Annotated in this window: 13 protein-coding genes and 2 pseudogenes; 6 read left to right on the forward strand and 9 right to left on the reverse strand. The window is 73.5% G+C overall.

The features are described from left to right. Positions 1-85: 85 nt before the first annotated feature. On the reverse strand, positions 86-481 hold the full coding sequence (locus PUR26_RS04675; protein ID WP_329869481.1) for a winged helix-turn-helix transcriptional regulator: 396 nt from the start codon (positions 479-481) through the stop codon (positions 86-88). A gap of 92 nt (positions 482-573) precedes the next feature. Here PUR26_RS04675 and PUR26_RS04680 point away from each other — a divergent pair, with 92 nt between their 5' ends. Continuing rightward, entirely contained in the window at positions 574-1,437 is an 864-nt protein-coding gene (locus PUR26_RS04680) for an SDR family oxidoreductase (RefSeq protein WP_329869482.1), read from the forward strand. A 259-nt stretch (positions 1,438-1,696) separates the two neighbouring features. Then, positions 1,697-2,620: an EamA family transporter RarD gene (gene rarD / locus PUR26_RS04685; protein ID WP_443076975.1), complete on the forward strand. Its 924-nt coding sequence runs from the start codon at positions 1,697-1,699 to the stop codon at positions 2,618-2,620. A gap of 283 nt (positions 2,621-2,903) precedes the next feature. Here rarD and PUR26_RS04690 read toward each other — a convergent pair whose 3' ends face one another. Both PUR26_RS04690 and PUR26_RS04695 read right to left on the reverse strand, forming a co-directional pair. After that, positions 2,904-3,317, reverse strand: a complete 414-nt coding sequence (locus tag PUR26_RS04690) for an SRPBCC family protein (RefSeq protein WP_329869634.1) — start codon at positions 3,315-3,317, stop codon at positions 2,904-2,906. 81 nt (positions 3,318-3,398) lie between these two features. Next, positions 3,399-3,920 (reverse strand): annotated as a pseudogene (locus PUR26_RS04695) (CGNR zinc finger domain-containing protein); the annotation flags it as partial. Positions 3,921-3,941: 21 nt separating this feature from the next. Between PUR26_RS04695 and PUR26_RS04700 the strand changes: the two are divergent. Both PUR26_RS04700 and PUR26_RS04705 read left to right on the forward strand, forming a co-directional pair. Beyond that, a complete protein-coding gene (locus PUR26_RS04700; RefSeq protein ID WP_329869485.1) occupies positions 3,942-4,394 on the forward strand; it encodes a VOC family protein in 453 nt (150 codons plus the stop codon). A gap of 196 nt (positions 4,395-4,590) precedes the next feature. Further along, a complete protein-coding gene (locus PUR26_RS04705) occupies positions 4,591-5,934 on the forward strand; it encodes a M28 family metallopeptidase (RefSeq protein ID WP_329869487.1) in 1,344 nt (447 codons plus the stop codon). 192 nt (positions 5,935-6,126) lie between these two features. On the opposite strand, the gene PUR26_RS04710 is transcribed toward PUR26_RS04705, so the two are convergent. The 4 genes from PUR26_RS04710 to PUR26_RS04725 all read right to left on the reverse strand — a co-directional run bounded on the left by PUR26_RS04710 (position 6,127) and on the right by PUR26_RS04725 (position 10,841). After that, a complete protein-coding gene (locus tag PUR26_RS04710; protein ID WP_329869489.1) occupies positions 6,127-6,972 on the reverse strand; it encodes an ABC transporter permease in 846 nt (281 codons plus the stop codon). Further along, positions 6,959-7,897, reverse strand: a complete 939-nt coding sequence (locus tag PUR26_RS04715) for an ABC transporter ATP-binding protein (RefSeq protein WP_329869491.1) — start codon at positions 7,895-7,897, stop codon at positions 6,959-6,961. The genes PUR26_RS04710 and PUR26_RS04715 overlap by 14 nt, the downstream gene beginning before the upstream one ends. Positions 7,898-8,146: 249 nt before the next feature. Next, positions 8,147-9,382 carry a LolA family protein gene (locus tag PUR26_RS04720; protein ID WP_329869493.1) on the reverse strand — a complete coding sequence of 412 codons (1,236 nt, stop codon included), beginning with the start codon at positions 9,380-9,382 and terminating at the stop codon, positions 8,147-8,149. A gap of 448 nt (positions 9,383-9,830) precedes the next feature. Beyond that, positions 9,831-10,841, reverse strand: coding sequence for a polyprenyl synthetase family protein (locus tag PUR26_RS04725; protein WP_329869495.1), 1,011 nt, complete (start codon positions 10,839-10,841; stop codon positions 9,831-9,833). A 349-nt stretch (positions 10,842-11,190) separates the two neighbouring features. Between PUR26_RS04725 and PUR26_RS04730 the strand changes: the two are divergent. Beyond that, positions 11,191-13,283, forward strand: a pseudogene (locus PUR26_RS04730) (CocE/NonD family hydrolase). Between the two features lie 88 nt (positions 13,284-13,371). After that, positions 13,372-14,589: a fumarylacetoacetase gene (gene fahA / locus PUR26_RS04735; protein ID WP_329869496.1), complete on the forward strand. Its 1,218-nt coding sequence runs from the start codon at positions 13,372-13,374 to the stop codon at positions 14,587-14,589. A 519-nt stretch (positions 14,590-15,108) separates the two neighbouring features. On the opposite strand, the gene PUR26_RS04740 is transcribed toward fahA, so the two are convergent. Then, on the reverse strand, positions 15,109-15,951 hold the full coding sequence (locus tag PUR26_RS04740; RefSeq protein ID WP_329869499.1) for a dioxygenase family protein: 843 nt from the start codon (positions 15,949-15,951) through the stop codon (positions 15,109-15,111). 43 nt (positions 15,952-15,994) lie between these two features. Next, positions 15,995-16,969, reverse strand: a complete 975-nt coding sequence (locus PUR26_RS04745) for a helix-turn-helix transcriptional regulator (RefSeq protein ID WP_329869501.1) — start codon at positions 16,967-16,969, stop codon at positions 15,995-15,997. Between the last annotated feature and the right edge of the window lie 123 nt (positions 16,970-17,092).

Raw genomic sequence — 17,092 nt, forward strand, 5'->3', positions numbered from 1 at the left:
GGAACCGACCCACCGGCGCCGCGCCCCGGAGACCCCCGCCCCAAGACCCCGGGTCCCGGCCCGGAGGCCCCGGGCCGGTGCGTCGTCAGCCCCTGGTCTCGTCGTACGCCGACCGGGCCGCCATCACCGCGTCCACGCGCCGCTCCGTCCAGCGGGCCAGCGCCCACACCTGCTCGGCGGCCTCCGTGCCCAGCGGGGTGAGCGAGTAGTCGACCCGCGGCGGGATGACGGGCTTGGCGTCGCGGTGGACGAACCCGTCCCGCTCCAGCGTCTGGAGGGTCTGGGCGAGCATCTTCTCACTGACCCCTCCGATGGCCCGGCGCAGCTCGCTGAAGCGGTGCGAGCGCTCCAGCAGCGTGGCCAGCACCAGCACGCCCCACCGGCTGGTGACGTGCTCCAGCACCAGACGGGACGGGCACATCGCCTCGTTCACGTCGGGCCGGGGAATCCGTCCGGCACCGCCCTCAGTACGTACGCTCATGCCAGTACCTTACTTCAAAGTGGGTACTTTCCATAAGTTAGCGCTAGCCGTAGAGTCGGTGGCAGAGCTACAGGAAACGGAGAAATCCCCCCATGAGCATCGTTGTCACCGGAGCCACCGGCCGGCTGGGCCGCCTCGTCATCGACTCCCTCCTGGCCCAGGGCGTCCCCGCGGCCGGGATCGCCGCCGTCGTGCGGGACAAGGAGAAGGGCGCGGACCTGGCGGCGGACGGCGTCGAACTGCGGATCGCCGACTACGACCACCCCGAGACCCTCGCCGGCGCCTTCGAAGCCGGCGACCGGGTCCTGCTGATCTCCGGCAGCGAGGTCGGGCGGCGCGTACCTCAGCACGCCGCCGTGATCGACGCCGCCAAGGCCGCGGGCGTCGCGCAGCTCGCCTACACCGGCGTGCTGGGCGGCCCCGACGCCGACTTCCAGCTGGCCGCCGAGCACAAGGCCACCGAACAGCTGATCATCGACTCGGGCCTGCCGTACACCTTCCTGCGCAACGGCTGGTACACCGAGAACTACACCGACCACCTCGCCCCGGTGCTGGAGCACGGCGCCGTCGTCGCCAACGCGGGCGAGGGCAGGGTCGCCTCCGCCACCCGCGCCGACTACGCGGCGGCGGCCGCCGCCGTCCTCACCGGGGAGGGCCACCTGGGCCGGGCCTACGAGCTCAGCGGCGACACGGCGTGGTCCCTCGCGGAGTACGCGGCCGAGGTCGCCGGCCAGTCCGGCAGGGCCGTCACGTACAACGACGTCCCGGCCGAGGCGCACCTGGCGGTCCTCACCGGGGCGGGCGTGCCGGAGCCGTTCGCCGCGATCCTGGTCGACGTGGACGTGGCGATCGGCCGCGGCCTGCTGGCCCGCACCAGCGGCGACCTGTCCCGGCTGATCGGACGCCCGACGACCCCACTGGCCGACACGGTGGCGCGGGCGCTCGCGGACCGCTGAGCGCGGACCGCCACCCCTGGCCCGTGACCGGTTGCCGGTGACCGGTGACCGGTGACCGGTGACTGCGGACCCCGTTGGTCATGACCGTATCGCGGTACGGACATGACAGCTCGTCCCGTGCGGCGCTACCTTCTTCGACAGGACAGCGCAGGGCGGGGCGGAAGGCGGCGGGCCAGTGACGGGGAAGAACGAACCGGTGACGGCGAAGAGCGGTGGCGACCAGCGGGTGGGGCTGCTCTGCGGCATAGGCGCCTACGGCATGTGGGGGCTCGTCCCCCTCTTCTGGCCCCTCCTCAAGCCCTCCGGGGCGGTCGAGATCCTGGCCCACCGGATGGTGTGGTCCCTGGCCGTCGTCGCTGTCGCGCTCCTGGCGCTGCGCCGATGGGGCTGGATCCGCGAACTGCTGCGCCAGCCCCGCAAGCTGGGCCTGATAACCGTCGCCGCGGCCGTGATCACGGTCAACTGGGGGCTCTACATCTGGTCCGTGAACACGGGCCATGTGGTGGAGGCCTCGCTCGGCTACTTCATCAACCCACTGGTCACCATCGCCATGGGCGTGATCCTTCTGAAGGAACGGCTGCGGCCCGTGCAGTGGGCGGCCGTCGGCATCGGCTTCGCCGCGGTGGTGGTACTGGCGATCGGCTACGGGCGGCCGCCCTGGATCTCGCTGACGCTGGCGTTCTCGTTCGCCACGTACGGCCTGGTGAAGAAGACGGTCAACCTCGGCGGCCTGGAGTCGCTGGCCGCCGAGACCGCCGTCCAGTTCCTGCCCGCGCTGGCGTATCTGATCTGGCTGGGTTCCCAGGGCACGGCCACCTTCGGCGCCTCCGGCACCGGCCACGCGGCGCTCCTCGCGGCGACCGGCCTGGTCACCGCCGTGCCGCTGATCTGCTTCGGGGCGGCGGCGATCCGGGTGCCGCTGTCGACGCTGGGTCTGCTCCAGTACCTGGCCCCGGTCTTCCAGTTCCTGCTGGGCGTCGTCTACTTCCACGAGGCGATGCCCGCGGAGCGGTGGGCGGGCTTCTCCCTGGTCTGGCTGGCCCTCACCCTTCTGACCTGGGACGCGCTGCGCACCGCCCGCCGCAACCGGGCCGAGGCGCTGCGGCTGGCCGCGGCCGCCGCGGGGGGCGCGGTCGTGCCCGAGCCGGCGCTGCCGCAGCAGACGGAGTCCCCGCGGGTCTGACCCCGCGGGGACCTTGGGCCCAAGGTCTCGGGCGCGCAGGTGTGGGCCGGCCCGCACGGGCTGCCCGGTTCCGGTCAACACCCGTGTCCCGCGCGTACAGGTGAGCGCCTGTGGCAGGTCGGGCCCTCGCGGCGCCCCGGGCTTCGGCCGGCCGTCTTCGCCGGGGCCTGCGCCCCGGACCGGCGGCGCCGTTCACCCGACCGCAGCCGACGGCACCCGGTTCCGCTGCGGTCCCGGCCGTGACCCGCCCGGGCCGGGCCGCCGGGGCCGCCGTCCTCCCGGTTCAGTCCCCTCGCCGGCGCTCCGCGCCTGCGGAGAGCGCCTCCTCCACCGTCGCCAGAACGGCACGCCAGTGCGTACGGCGCTCCTCGCGCTCCGCCGCACTCGACAGGTGTTCCTGATGGAAGCGGAGCACGGCCTTGCCGTTCGGCGCGCCGGAGACGGCGACCTGGACCGTCGTACTGCCGTGAGTGACGCGGATACGGTCACCGGGGCGGTAGCCGCGCACTTCGCCGCGCACACCGTCCACCGTCACATAGGCCGCGCCCTTCTCCGCGGGGAGCGGCCCGTCCGCGCCGAGCCACAGGGCGACGCCCTCGGGGCTCGCGAGGAAGTCCCAGACCTCGGCGGCCGACAGGGGCAGGGTCTTCGAGACGCCGATCTCCCAGCCGGCGTCCCGGGTGAGACCTGTGGGCATGGTGTGTCCTTCCGGAGGGGTACGGGCGCGATGGGCCCGGACCTTGTGACGGTTGCCGCACCGCTCCATCGCGCACCACCGGCGCCGGCCGGGGCGTGAGGTGTCGACGAACAGCAGCGCGCAGTCGTGCGCCTCGCAGGCGCGTATCCGGTCCCCGTACGGGCCGGTGAACAGGTCGATCGCATCGCGGGCGAGCGTCGACAGCAGCCCGGGGACCGTGGCACCCGGCGCCCACTCCCGGGCGCCGTCCCGCGTCATGCGCAGGGCTAGGGGCGGGAGGCTCGCGGCCGTGTTCACCACGGCCAGGCCCGCTCCCGGCAGCGCCCGGCCACCGGCCCGGGCCGCGGCGAGTCCGAGCAGGGCGTCCCGCAGCTCCCGCACGGCGGCCAGTTCCTCCTCCCCGGCATCCAGGTCGAGGCCGGGCGCCAGACGGCAGGCCGCCACCCAGGAACGGAACCCGGCGGGGGTGTCCAGCACCTCGTAGCGGGCGAGGGGCCCCGGGCCGCCGGTCGGCAGCAGCTCCAGGCACAGGGCGCCGGGATCGAACCCGTAGGGGCGACCCTCCGGCGTGTACAGGGTGAGACCCGTTGCCGACTCCGTCATGTAACCACTATAAGTGGTTACATGACGACGCTCCAGTGGAAACTCGTGATCGACGCCTCCGACCCGCACGCCCAGGCCGCCTTCTGGTCCCAGGCGCTCGGCTACCTGGTCGAGGACAACAGCGCCCTCATCGAGCGCCTCCTCGCCCAGGGGTACGTATCGGCGGATGACGTCGTCGAGGTGAACGGCCGCCGCGCATGGCGCGATCTGATCGCTGTCCGCCATCCGGACGATCCCCGCGAGGAGGAGACCGGCATCGGCCTCGGCAGGCGGCTGCTCTTCCAGCGCGTTCCCGAGGCGAAGACCACCAAGAACCGCCTGCACCTCGATCTGCACGCCGGCTCCGCCCGGCGGGACGAACACGTCACCCGGCTGACCGCGCTGGGGGCCACCGTGCTGCGCCACGTGAAGGAGCCGGGCGGCGAGTGGACCGTCATGGCCGACCCCGAGGGCAACGAATTCTGCGTGCAGTAGAACGGCAGGGGGACGCCGGCTGTCCGTTCAGCGAACACCGGTGACCGGATTACGCCCTTGACGCCACATCAGGCGCGCATCGAACATTCACACGCACCTCGCACCCGCACCAGCAGCTCCAACGCCCCGCGCCACCGACGCCGCGGGGCGTCTCGCACGTTCCGTCCTGTCCCCGTACGGAATCCGGAGCCCCCACATGAACCTCTCCGCGTACCGCGTGTCCAGACGCACGGCGACCGCCACGGCGCTCGTCCTGGCCGGTCTGCTCGCCACCGCCGCACCCGCCGCCACCGCGGCGCCCTCGGCCGCCGCCGCACCCTCGGCGGCCGCGGCCGCCGCCGCGCCGGACATACCGATAGCCAACGTCAAGGCGCACCTCGCCCAGCTCCAGTCGATAGCCACCGCCAACGGCGGCAACCGCGCGCACGGCCGCGCGGGCTACAAGGCGTCCATCGACTACGTGAAGGCCAAGCTGGACGCCGCCGGATTCACCACCACGGTCCAGCAGTTCACCTCCAGCGGTGCCACCGGTTACAACCTCGTCGCCGACTGGCCGGGCGGCGACGCCAACCAGGTCCTGATGGCCGGCGCCCACCTCGACTCCGTCTCCTCCGGAGCCGGCATCAACGACAACGGGTCCGGCTCCGCCGCGGTGCTGGAGACCGCGCTCGCCGTCTCCCGCGCCCAGCTGAAGCCCGCGAAGCACCTCAGGTTCGGCTGGTGGGGCGCGGAGGAACTGGGCCTGGTGGGCTCCAAGTACTACGTCAACAGCCTGCCGTCCACCGAGCGCGCCAAGTTCTCCGGCTACCTCAACTTCGACATGATCGGCTCGCCCAACCCGGGCTACTTCGTCTACGACGACGACCCGGCCATCGAGAAGACCTTCAAGGACTACTTCGCCGGTCTCGGCGTCGCGACGGAGATCGAGACCGAGGGCGACGGCCGATCCGACCACGCCTCGTTCAAGAACGTCGGCATCCCCGTCGGCGGCCTGTTCACCGGTGCGAGCCGTACGAAGACGAGCGCCCAGGTACAGAAGTGGGGCGGAACGGCCGGCCAGGCGTTCGACCGCTGCTACCACTCCTCCTGCGACACCACCGCCAACATCAACGACACCGCGCTGGACCGCAACAGCGACGCCGTCGCGCACGCCGTATGGACGCTGTCCGCCGGTACGACGGAGCCGCCGGCCGGTGACACGTACGAGAACACCGCCGATGTCGCCATCCCCGACAACGGCACGGCCGTCACGTCCACGGTCAACGTCTCCGGCCGTACCGGGAACGCCCCGGCCACGCTGAAGGCAGGCGTCGACATCGTCCACACCTGGCGCGGTGACGTGGTCGTGGACCTCGTCGCGCCGGACGGCACGGCGTACCGCCTGAAGAACAGCAGCAGCAACGACTCGGCCGACAACGTGCAGACCACCTACACGGTCGACGCGTCGAGCGAGGCGGCGAACGGCGCGTGGCAGCTGCGGGTCCAGGACATCGCGGCTCAGGACACCGGCTACATCAACGCCTTCCGCCTGACCTTCTGAGACCCCGGGGCCAGGGGCCTGACGACGGCCCGACCCCTGGCCCCGGCCCAGCCGCCCTCCGGACGGACTCCTTCCGGCGCGGCCTCTCCGGCGCAGGTGCCCGGGTTCCCGGCCCCGGCACCTGCGCTTCCCCGTGCCCGGGCAGCCCCTGCCCGGCGAAGCCCCTGCGAGCCGCCCGCCCCGCCGGCCCGGTCAGGTGGTGATGTCCTTCGCGGCGAAGCGCGCCCAGGCCGCCGATCCGAAGAGGGCGGCGTACAGGCCCTGGAGGGCGAGGTTGTCCAGCACCCCGTCCCAGTGGACCGGTTCGCGCAGCAGATCCGCGAAGGACAGCCAGTGGTGCGGGAACAGATAGGGGTGGATCGCGTCCAGCTGCGGAATCGTGTCCAGGATCTGAGCGGTGATCAGCAGGCCGACGGTGGTCGCCATCGCCGCGACACCGCTGCTCGTCAGGGTCGACACGAACAGGCCGAGCGCCGCGAGACCGGCGAGGGACGCGGCCACCACGACGGCGATCGCGGCCGCCCGCGCCAGCCCCTCGGTGAACGGGATCGTCGTCCCCGAGATGGTCGTCACCTCTCCCAGCGGGAAGAGCGCAGCGCCCACGACGAGCGCGGAGACCGCCACGACGGCCGTCGCGACCAGGCAGAACGCCAGCGTGGCGACGTACTTGGCGCACAGCAGCCGGGTCCGCCCGGCCGGGGCGACCAGCAGATAGCGCAGGGTCCCGGCGTGTGCCTCGCCCGCGACGGCGTCCCCGGCCACGACCCCGACGGCCATCGGCAGGAAGACCGGCAGGGTCGCGGCGAGTGCGGCGAAGACCAGGAACAGCCCGTTGTTGGTGACCTGCGTCAGGAACGCGGGTCCGTGCGCGGCCCCGCCGCTGTCCGGTCCCGTCTGGATCCTGAGGGCGATCCCGATGAGCACGGGTACGGCGGCGAGGACGCCGAGCAGCGCGAGCGTCCGGCCCCGGCGGAACGTGATGCCGAGCTCCGAGCGGAACAGACCGAGCGACCGTACGAGCGTGTCAGCCCGCGACATCGAAGCCCTCCCCGGTCAGGGCGACGAACGCGTCCTCCAGCGAGGCCCGCTCGACGCCGAAGCCGCGGACCCGGACGCCGCCGCGCACGAGCCGCGCGTTGAGGTCGGCCAACTCCGCCGTCACGTCCGGGACTTCCCCGCTCACCCGGTCCTCGGCGACGACGAGATCGGTCACTCCCAGCTCCTTGAGCAGCCGGGCGGCGTCGCCCAGGTCCGGTGTGGTGACCACCAGCCGCCCACGGGCGCCCGCCGCGAGCCCGGCGACCGGTCCCTGGGTGATCAGCCGGCCCTGTGCCATGACGGCCACGTGCGTGCACACCTGCTCGATCTCGTCCAGCAGGTGCGAGGAGAGGAAGACGGTCGTACCGTCCGCGGCCAGCTCCCTGACCAGCGTCCGCATCTCCCGCATGCCCTGGGGATCGAGGCCGTTGGTCGGTTCGTCCAGGACGAGCAGCCTGCGCGGCTGGAGCAGCGCGGCGGCGAGCCCGAGCCGCTGCTTCATGCCGAGCGAGTACGCCTTGGCCTTCCTTCCGGCGGCGGCGGTCAGGCCGACGCGCTCCAGGGCCGCGCCGACCCGGGCCCGCCGGGTGCGGGGATCGGCGGTGGGGTCGGCCGCGTCGTAGCGGGCCAGGTTGTCGCGTCCGCTCATGTGCCCGTACAGGGCGGGCCCCTCGATCAACGCGCCCACCTGCGGCAGCACCGTGCGGCCGGCGCGGGGCATGGGCCGCCCGAGCACGGAGGCGGTGCCACCGGTGGGTTCGACGAGTCCCAGGAGCATCCGGATGGTGGTGGTCTTGCCCGATCCGTTGGGCCCCAGGAAGCCGAAGACGCTTCCGGCGGGCACGTCCAGGTCCAGCCCGTCGACGGCCGGCCGGCCGCCCCCGTACCGCTTGGTGAGTCCCCGCGTCTCGATGACGGCGCTCATGCCCCTCCTCGCCCGCCGGCCTGCCCGTCGCCCTGTCCGTTGCCCTGCTCGTCGCCTGCCCGCCGCACATCCCTGCGGTTACATCCCTGCCGGGCACGCCTGCCGGGCCGCTTCCCGGCCCAGGCTACGACGGCGGACGCCCGCGGCCCGCCGTCGTGCGCCGGCCCGCCGTCGTGCCTGCGCCGGCCCGTACAGGCGCACCGGCCCGGGTACGTGCCCCGGGCCGGTGCGCGACCTGCCGTCTCTCGGCTACTTCGCGGCGTTCGCCGTGGCGACCAGGGTGTCCGGGGTGACCGCGCCGACGGAGATCCTGCCGTCGTCCGTCATCAGGGCGTTCACCAGGCGGGTCTTGAAGACGGTGCCCGAGCCGAACGAGCCGGTCACCTTGTCGCCCAGCGCGTCCAGGAAGCCCTGGGCCTCCGCCGGGAGGCCGCCCTCGCCCTTCGGGACGCCCTTGCCGCCCGGGGCGGAGATCTCGGCGACCGAGGTCCAGCCCTTGCCCAGGACGTTCAGCCCCTGGAAGTCCTCCAGGGCCGCCAGGTCGTCGGCGGACGGCTTGCCGTGACCCTCGGGGACCCCGGCCGCCTTCCCGGCCTCGTCGGCCTCCGTCACCTTGGCGCCCTTCGGCGCCTTGAAGTCGAACGTGGAGGCGTCCGGCCTGGCGAAGTCCACCGTGGTGAAGCCCGCGTCGATCGCGGCCTTGCCCCCACCGCTCGGCATCAGCGTGAACTTCAGCGGAACGCCCTTCTCGGCGTCGACCGCGACCTTGACCGAGCCGATGGTCGAGCCGCCCTGCTTGGGCTTGATGACCAGCTGGTACGCGTCACGGCCGGCGATCCGGGTCGTCCCGTCGACGGTCACCGACGTGGTGTCGTCCACCGCCTTGAGGGCCTCGTCGGCGAAGTCCTTCGGCGTGGCCGGGATGTCCTTGCCGGCCGGTGCCTCCGGCTTCGCGGCGTCGGGCCGGGCGCCCGAGGGGGCCTCGGCCCTGTCGTGGAACACCTCGTTCGAGGCGCTGTCGAACGCCCACACGTCGGCGCCGTTGTGGATCAGGCTGTACTCCGCCGCCTTGTCCAGCACGGACAGCTTCTGCCGGTCCGGTCCGTCGGCCGCCACCCGCAGGGTGTGCGTGCCGGAGGCCAGTTCCATCAACTTGTCCTGCGGAGCGGCGGACCCGGATCCCGAGCCGCCGCCGGGGGCCAGGCCCTCCAGGCCGGCCAGCGACGGCAGACCGAGGTCCGTGGTGACCTTCACCGTGCCGGAGAGCTGCTCGACGTCCGACGCGGCGATCCTCTCGATGAGCTGCTGGGCCGTTATCTTCGGCAGTTCGGGGTCGCCGGGGGCCGCGAGCGCCGGGACGAGCCCGATGGTCGCCGCCGCCACCCCGGCCACCGCGACCGGAACCACGTACCGGGCCGCCCTGCGGCGACCGGTGGAAGGATCCCGGCTCTCTTCGGTGGTCTGTGTGCTGTCGTTCGGTGCCATGTGCGCTACCTCCGTGGTCGGCGGCCTGCCGTCCGGTCTGCACCCGTCCACCCCGCGCCGCCATTGTCACCCGGACCGGCCGGGTACGTGAGGAGTGGTACTCATCATCTGACCGGAAGGCGCCCTCGGAAGCGTCAGTCCCGGGGATCAACTTGGCGTACTGCTCTGGGATGACCCGACCCTGAGACGGCTCCCCCGCACGGCGCCCGGCGTCCCGTCCGGGCAGCTCCACGGCGCAGCCGCCCGCCCGCACGCGAAGGGGTACGGCTCACCCCGGCGCATACCGCCGAATGGCGTACGTCCGGGCCCCGGTGCCGCGACCGGCGCCCGGCGGCGAGACGTACGGGCACACGGACACACGGGCACAGGGACAAACACGCGGGCACACGGGCACAGGGGCACGCGGCGGCATAGGGTCCGGCGCACGCGGGGCGCGCCGGAGAGGCCGTCAGCCGGCCCGGTGCACCACCAGGTCGCACAGCTCCTCCAGCGCGGCCTTCGCGTAGCACTCCGGCAGCGGCGCCAGCGTGGCCCGGGCCTCCTGGGCGTACCGCACGGTGTCGCGGCGGGCCTGCTCCAGCGCCGGGTGGGCCCGCAGGAGCCGCAGCGCCTCGGCGTGCCGCCCGTCGTCCGTGAGGTCGCTGTCCAGCAGCTCCACCAGGGCGAGGTCCTCGGGCTTCCCGGAGGCCGCCGCCCGCGCCCGCAGGCGGAGCACCGGGAGGGTCGGGATGCCCTCGCGCAGGTCCGTACCGGGGGTCTTGCCGGACTCGTGCGAGTCCGAGGCGATGTCCAGCACGTCGTCGGCGAGCTGGAAGGCGACGCCGAGCCGCTCGCCGTACTGCGTGAGGATGTCCACGACGCGCTCGTCGGCGCCCGACATCATCGCGCCGAACCGCCCGGAGACGGCGATGAGCGAGCCGGTCTTGCCGCCGATGACGTCCAGGTAGTGCTCGACCGGGTCGCGCCCGTCGCGCGGACCGGCGGTCTCCAGGATCTGGCCGGTGACCAGGCGCTCGAACGCCTCCGCCTGGATGCGTACGGCCTCGGGCCCGAGGTCCGCCAGAATGTGTGAAGCGCGGGCGAACAGGAAGTCACCCGTCAGGACGGCGACCGAGTTGCCCCAGCGGGCGTTGGCGCTGTCCACGCCCCGGCGTACATCGGCCTCGTCCATGACGTCGTCGTGGTAGAGCGTGGCCAGGTGGGTGAGCTCGACCACCACGGCCGAGGGCACGATGCCCGGCGCGTAGGGGTCGCCGAACTGCGCGGCGAGCATCACCAGCAGCGGGCGGAAGCGCTTGCCGCCGGCCCGTACCAGGTGCTGGGCTGCCTCCGTGATGAACGGCACTTCGCTCTTGGTGGCATCGAGGAGCCCTGCCTCGACAGCCGCCAATCCGGCCTGGACATCGGCTTCGAGAGCCTGGTCCCGCACGCTCAGCCCGAACGGCCCGACGACGGTCACGAGGGGATCTCCTGTCTGCTGACGATCACACGGATTGTCGATGTGTCGCTGGATTCACTCAAGTCAGCGTATCCGGTCGCCTTTCGATCACCATGGGCGCCTTCCCGCCACCCCCGGTATGTTCAGGAACAGCTGATACGACCAGGAGCAAGGCATTTGTCCCGAACCATGAGCGATATCGACGAGTCGGGCGGGAACGTCAAGAAGCCGCCCCCGAGGACGATCATGCCCTCTCCGCGCGGCCGGGGGATCCGGGCGCAGCCGTCGCCGGCGCCCGGATCCCGCCCCGGCACCCGGGCGCCGGCGCCCGCACCCGTCCCCTGAGGCCCCCGCCCACCGAGGTCCCGCCATGCGCATCCGCACCTCCTTCCCCTACGAGACGGCCCACGAGGACACCCGCGTCCCCCTCCCGGACGGCACCCGGCTGTACGCCCGGATCTGGCGCCCGCTCACCGACGGGCCCGTCCCCGCCCTCGTGGAGTACCTGCCGGACCGGTCGACCGACCGCACCGCGCCCCGCGACCGGCAGCGCCACCCCTGGTACGCGGGGCACGGCTACGCCTCGGTGCGGGTGGACGCGCGCGGCCACGGCAACAGCGAGGGGCTCCCCGGCGACCCGTACGGCGCCGCCGGGCCGGCCGACGGCGTGGCCGTGGTCGAGTGGGTGGCCGGACAGCCCTGGTGCGACGGCCGGGTGGGCATGTTCGGCATCTCCGGGGGCGGCTGCGACCCGCTGCGGATCGCGGCCCTCGCACCCGGGCCGCTGAAGGCGGTCGTCACCGTCTGCTCGACGGACGACCCCTACGACAACGGCGTCCACTACAGGGGCGGCTCGCTCCTCGCCGCCGGCGCGCACTCCTCGGCGGCGGCCCTGCTGTCGCTCGTGTCCCGGCCGCCGGACCCCCTGTACACGGGTGACGCGTGGCGCGGGATGTGGCTGGAGCGGCTCGAAGCGGTGACGCCCCTCCTCCCCCTCTGGCTGGAGCACCAGACCCGCGACGCGTACTGGCGTCACGCCGGCCTCGGTGAGGGCCGCTCCGCGATCCGGGCGGCCGTCCTCGCGGTCGGCGGCTGGCCCGATCCGCACCACGACACCGTCCTGCGCCTGGTCCGGGACCTGCCCTCCGACCGGGTACGGGGCCTGATCGGCCTCTGGCCGCACCAATATCCGGACCGGGGTGCGCCGCCGGGTCCGGCGATCGGCTTCCTCCAGGAGACCCTGCGCTGGTGGGACCACCACCTCAGGGGCACCGACACGGGCATCATGTCCGAGCCCCTGCTGCGCTCCTGGATCGCCGGGGCGGCGCCCTCCTCCGCCCTCGGCGGGGAGACGCCGGGAGCCGGCGGCCCGCCCGGGCCCCCGGCCGCTGGGTCGGGGACGACAGCTGGCCGTCCCCGCACGTCGCCGCCGTCCGGTACGCCCTCGGGGGCGCCCCCGTACGGGTCCGCTCCCCGCAGTGGACCGGGCTGGACGCCGGCTCCTTCCGCCCGGTCGGCAACGACGCGGACCTGCCGTCCGACCAGCGCTCCGAGGACGCCCACTCGGCCTGCTTCGACTTCCCCGTCCCCCCGGACGGCGGCCCGATCGAGATCCTCGGCCGGCCACGGGTGAGCCTCGCGCTGCGCGCCGAGGGCCCGACTGGACAGATCGCCGCCCGGCTCTGCGACGTCGCTCCCGACGGGTCCTCCACCCTGGTCACCCGTGGCGCGCTCAACCTCTCCCGGGCGGAGGCGCCCCCGGACCCCGAACCCCACGCACCCCACGCACCCCAGGCACCCCAGGCACCCCACGCGCCCGACGAGGAGAAGGCCGGGACCGCAGGGCCCGCCCAGCCCGCCGGGAACACCGTCCTGGAGCTGAGCGGCATCGGCCACGCGTTCCGGCCCGGCCACCGCGTCCGGCTGGCCCTCTCCTCCTCGTACTGGCCCTGGATCTGGCCCCGGCCGGACGCCGGCGGCTTCACCCTCGACCCGGCCGGCAGCTTCCTCCTGCTGCCCGTCCGGGCGCACACCACCGACGGGATCACCTTCGAGGAGCCCGAGCAGGCCGAGCCGCTGGGCGTGCACGTCCCGGCGACACTCGACGAGCAGCGTCCCGAGCGGCTGGTCGTCCGCGATGTCGCCCGGGGCGAATGGCGTCTGGAGGCCGATCCCCGCCATGAGGGCACGCGGGTCCACCCGGACGGTCTCGAATGCACCGAGGACGCCCTGGAGACGTACACCGTCGACGAGGACGACCCGCTCTCCGCCCGCACCCGGGCGGAGTGGAAGGTCCGCCTGCACCGCCCGGACCTGGCATGGGACGTGGACGTCGAGACGCGCTCCGAGATCACCTGCGACGCGGCCCGCTTCCACACCCGCTCCGAGGTGATCTGCAAGGACGGCGGTGAGGTGGTCTTCCACCGCACCTGGGAGAAACACGTTCCGCGTACAACCGCCTGATGCCCCGGGCACTCCTGAGCCCCTGCCGCCGGCACCGGACGCCGTCGTAACGTGTCCCCCACACACGTGGAAAGCGAGGCAAGCACCGATGCCCGAGCAGAGCCCGCTCGACCTGGCCGAAGGCGACCCCTTCGGCCCGCACAACCTCCCGTACGGCGTCTTCAGCACCGCCGACGAGCCCGGCCGCCGTGTCGGCGTCCGCATCGGCGACCATGTGCTGGACGCGGGCGCGGCGGCACACGCCCTGGGCTCGCCCTACGCGGCGCTGCTGGCACAGCCGAGCCTCAACCCGCTGCTGGCGGCGGGGCGCACGGCATGGCGCGACGTGCGCCGGGCGCTCACCGCCTGGGTGACGGTGCCCGCGCACCGGGCCGGCGTGGAGCCGCACCTGCACCCCCTGTCCGAGGTCACCCTGCACCTGCCGTACGAGGTCGCGGACTACGTCGACTTCTACGCGAGCGAGCACCACGCCACCAACGTGGGCCGGATCTTCCGCCCCGACGGCGAGGCGCTGACGCCCAACTGGAAGCACCTGCCGATCGGCTACCACGGCCGTTCCGGCACGGTCGTCGTCTCCGGTACCGATGTCGTACGCCCCTCGGGTCAGCGCAAGGCGCCCTCGGACCCCGCCCCGGTGTTCGGGCCGTCGGTGAAGCTCGACATCGAGGCGGAGGTCGGCTTCGTGGTCGGCGCCCCCTCCGAGCACGGCCGCCCGGTGGAGCTCGGCGCCTTCCGCGACCACGTCTTCGGGCTGTCGCTGCTCAACGACTGGTCGGCGCGCGACCTCCAGGCGTGGGAGTACGTGCCGCTGGGCCCGTTCCTGGGCAAGTCCTTCGCCACCTCCGTCTCCGCGTGGGTGACCCCGCTGGAGGCCCTGGACGCGGCCCGGGTCGACCCGCCGGCGCGGGACTTCCCGCTCCTGCCCTACCTGGACGACGCGGCGGACGAGGAGCCCGGCGGCTTCGACGTGCGGATCACCGTGCGGATCAACGGCGAGGTCGTCTCCGAGCCGCCGTTCGCCACCATGTACTGGACGGCGGCGCAGCAGCTGGCCCATATGACGGTCAACGGAGCCTCGCTGCGCACGGGTGACCTCTTCGGTTCCGGCACGGTCAGCGGCCCGGAGGTGCACCAGCGCGGTTCGCTGCTGGAGCTGACCTGGAACGGCCAGGAGCCGCTGGAGCTGACCGACGGGAAGCGGGCGTTCCTCCAGGACGGCGACGAGGTCACCCTCACGGCCTGGGCGCCGGGTCCCGACGGCATGAAGGTCGGCCTGGGCGAGGTCACCGGCCGGATCGTCCCGTGACGGCTGCCGTGGTGGCGGGGGCGTGGCGGGCGGTAGTGGCGCATCCCGCACGCTGACCCCGTCAGCGCGGATCAGGCGGATCAGGCGGATCAGGCGGATCAGCGCGGTCGACCGGCTCGACCGGCTCGACCGGCTCGGGACGGACCTCGCCGAGGTGCCCGGGAGAGGCGCCCCTGCCGTGCCGCCGACCGAGCACCTGGCGGACGATGCGTACCCCGCACCGCACCCGCACCGGCGTCGGCGTCGGCGCCCCGGACTCCGACCGGGCGTACGCCTCCCGCGCCCGAACGCGCCGCCGGGCGGCGGTGTCCGGCAGGTGGGGCCTGCCGGACACCGCCGCCCGGGGTTCGTGTCCATGGGTCCCGCCCGGCCCGCCCTCGGGCGGGCGGGCCGGACCTTCCGGACGCTCCCCAAGGCCGGTGACCGCGGACCACCGGCCCTCCCCTCCCCGGGCGTGCCCGGCCGGGTCACCGGTCTCCCTCAAAACCGGTGCCCGGCCGGGTCACCGGCCCGCGACCGTCACTCGGCCCGCCACAGCGCCGGTGCCGACGACGGCTCCCAGCCGGCCTGCGCCGTGTGGCTCTGGAGGCAGGTGTAGCCCCGCCCGCCGTGAGTGACGCGGTCGCCCGGGCGGTAGGTGGTGCCCACCGCCCAGGCCGAGCCGCCGGGGGGAGGAGTGGTCGGGCTCGGGGTGGGGCCGGGCCCGGGGGTCTGCGGGACGTTCAGCACGAAGTCGAACGCGGCTTCCCTGGCGCCGCCCGCGTCGCGCACGGTCATCAGCAGCCGCGGGTCGAACAGCGAGTCGGTGTTGTTGCGCGGCTCGCCCGGGAAGTAGAGCTGGGTGGTGAGGACGGGGCGGCCGGGTGCCTGCAGTTTGACGTGCAGATGGCGGGTGCGGCCCGGATAGAGGCCCGGCACGATCGTGGTGAGCGTGAACGCGCCCTTGGCGTCGGTGAACTGGTGACCGCGGAAGCGGAACCCCACGTTGTCGTAGGCGCCGTTCACGTCCGCCTGCCAGAAGTCCAGCAGGACCCCGCTCAGCGGCAGACAGGCCAGCCCGAAGACATAACCGGTCACGGTGAGGCGGGTGCCCTGGCCGCCCGGCTCCAGCAGGGAGGTGCGCCGGGGCGAGTTCGGCTTGAAGTACGGCCCTTCCATCTGTGCCGGGGTCGGGTCGTCCCCGTCGTCGCAGGACGGTGTCAGGGCGGGGGCCTGACCGCTGCCGCTGACAGTGCGGGCCAGTGCCGGTACTCCCATCAGCACCGCGGGTGCCGCGATGGAGGCGGCGAGCGCGGCGCGGAGCACCGCCTTGCGGCTGGGGTGACCGGTGGATCGGGCGGGGGTCGTGGGTTCGCCGTCCATGCCTGCTCCTCATGAGGGGGCGGTGGTGGGGTCGGCAATGAACCTACGCAGCGGGTCCGGTACGGGCGATGGACTCGATCCGGTGGTCGTGGTGTATATCGCCGCCGCGCCGGAAGTCGCCCGGGCTGACCCCGGTCTCGCGCCGGAAGAAGCGGCAGAAGTACGCGGGGTCCGCGAGCCCGACGCGGTCGGCGACCTGCCGTACGGTCAGGTCGGTCCTGGCCAGCAGCCGTTTGGCCTCGTGCGTACGGGCCTCCCGGATGAGCTGGCCGGGGGTCCTGCCGGTGGCGGCCTTGACCGCCTCGGCGAGGTAGCCGGTGGTGACCCCGATGCGCTCGGCGCAGCTGCCGACCGCCCACAGCGACGGGTCCGTACCGGAGATCAGCCGGGTGAACTCCTCCGCCACCGAGGCGGCACGGGAGGCGGGCGGCGCGGCGGGGCCGGAGGGGGCGGGCACGGGCTCCGGTGCCGTGTCCGGTCCGGGCAGCCGCCCCGCCCGGACGACGAGGATGTGGAGCAGGGCCCGGAGTACGGACTCGAATCCGGCCGCCCCTCGCCGGTACTCGTCGTCGAGTTCGGCGACGAGCCGCCCCGTCCACGCGTGGGCGGCCTCGTCCAGCGTCAGCCAGGGCCGTTCGCCCAGGCGTCTGAGGTGGTCCCGGTCGCCGGGGTGGTCGATCAGGAAGTCCTCGGTGAACAGGACGACGGAGCCCTCCAGGCCCGTCGCGTCCTGCCAGTGGTGGACCTGGCCGGGGGCGATGACGCAGAGGTGCGGCGGGTGCAGTCGCCAGCCGGTGAGGTCGATGACATGGGTCCCCGTGCCGCCGGTGACATGGACGATCTCGTAGAAGGTGTGCCGGTGCGGGAAGGACGCACGGGACATCGGGCCGATGGTGTCGAAGGTGCCGATGGCGAAGGGCATCACATTGGGCATCGGCACCTCCAGCCGGTGCATGGGCAGTGCCCCCTCCTCCACGTCCGCGCATCCCGTCCCTGGTAACACCGTGGTGCCGCGCATCGTCCGCTCCCCTCGCCCCGACCCCTGACAGGTCCAGACCAATATCCGGTGATGGTCCACGATGGCACGAGCGGCCCCGTGGGCGGAACAGGGCGAAGGGCCCGGTCCCCCACGGGGAGCCGG

The sequence above is a fragment of the Streptomyces sp. SP18CS02 genome, from assembly GCF_036322365.1.
In the GTDB taxonomy this organism is placed as follows: Bacteria; Actinomycetota; Actinomycetes; order Streptomycetales; family Streptomycetaceae; genus Streptomyces.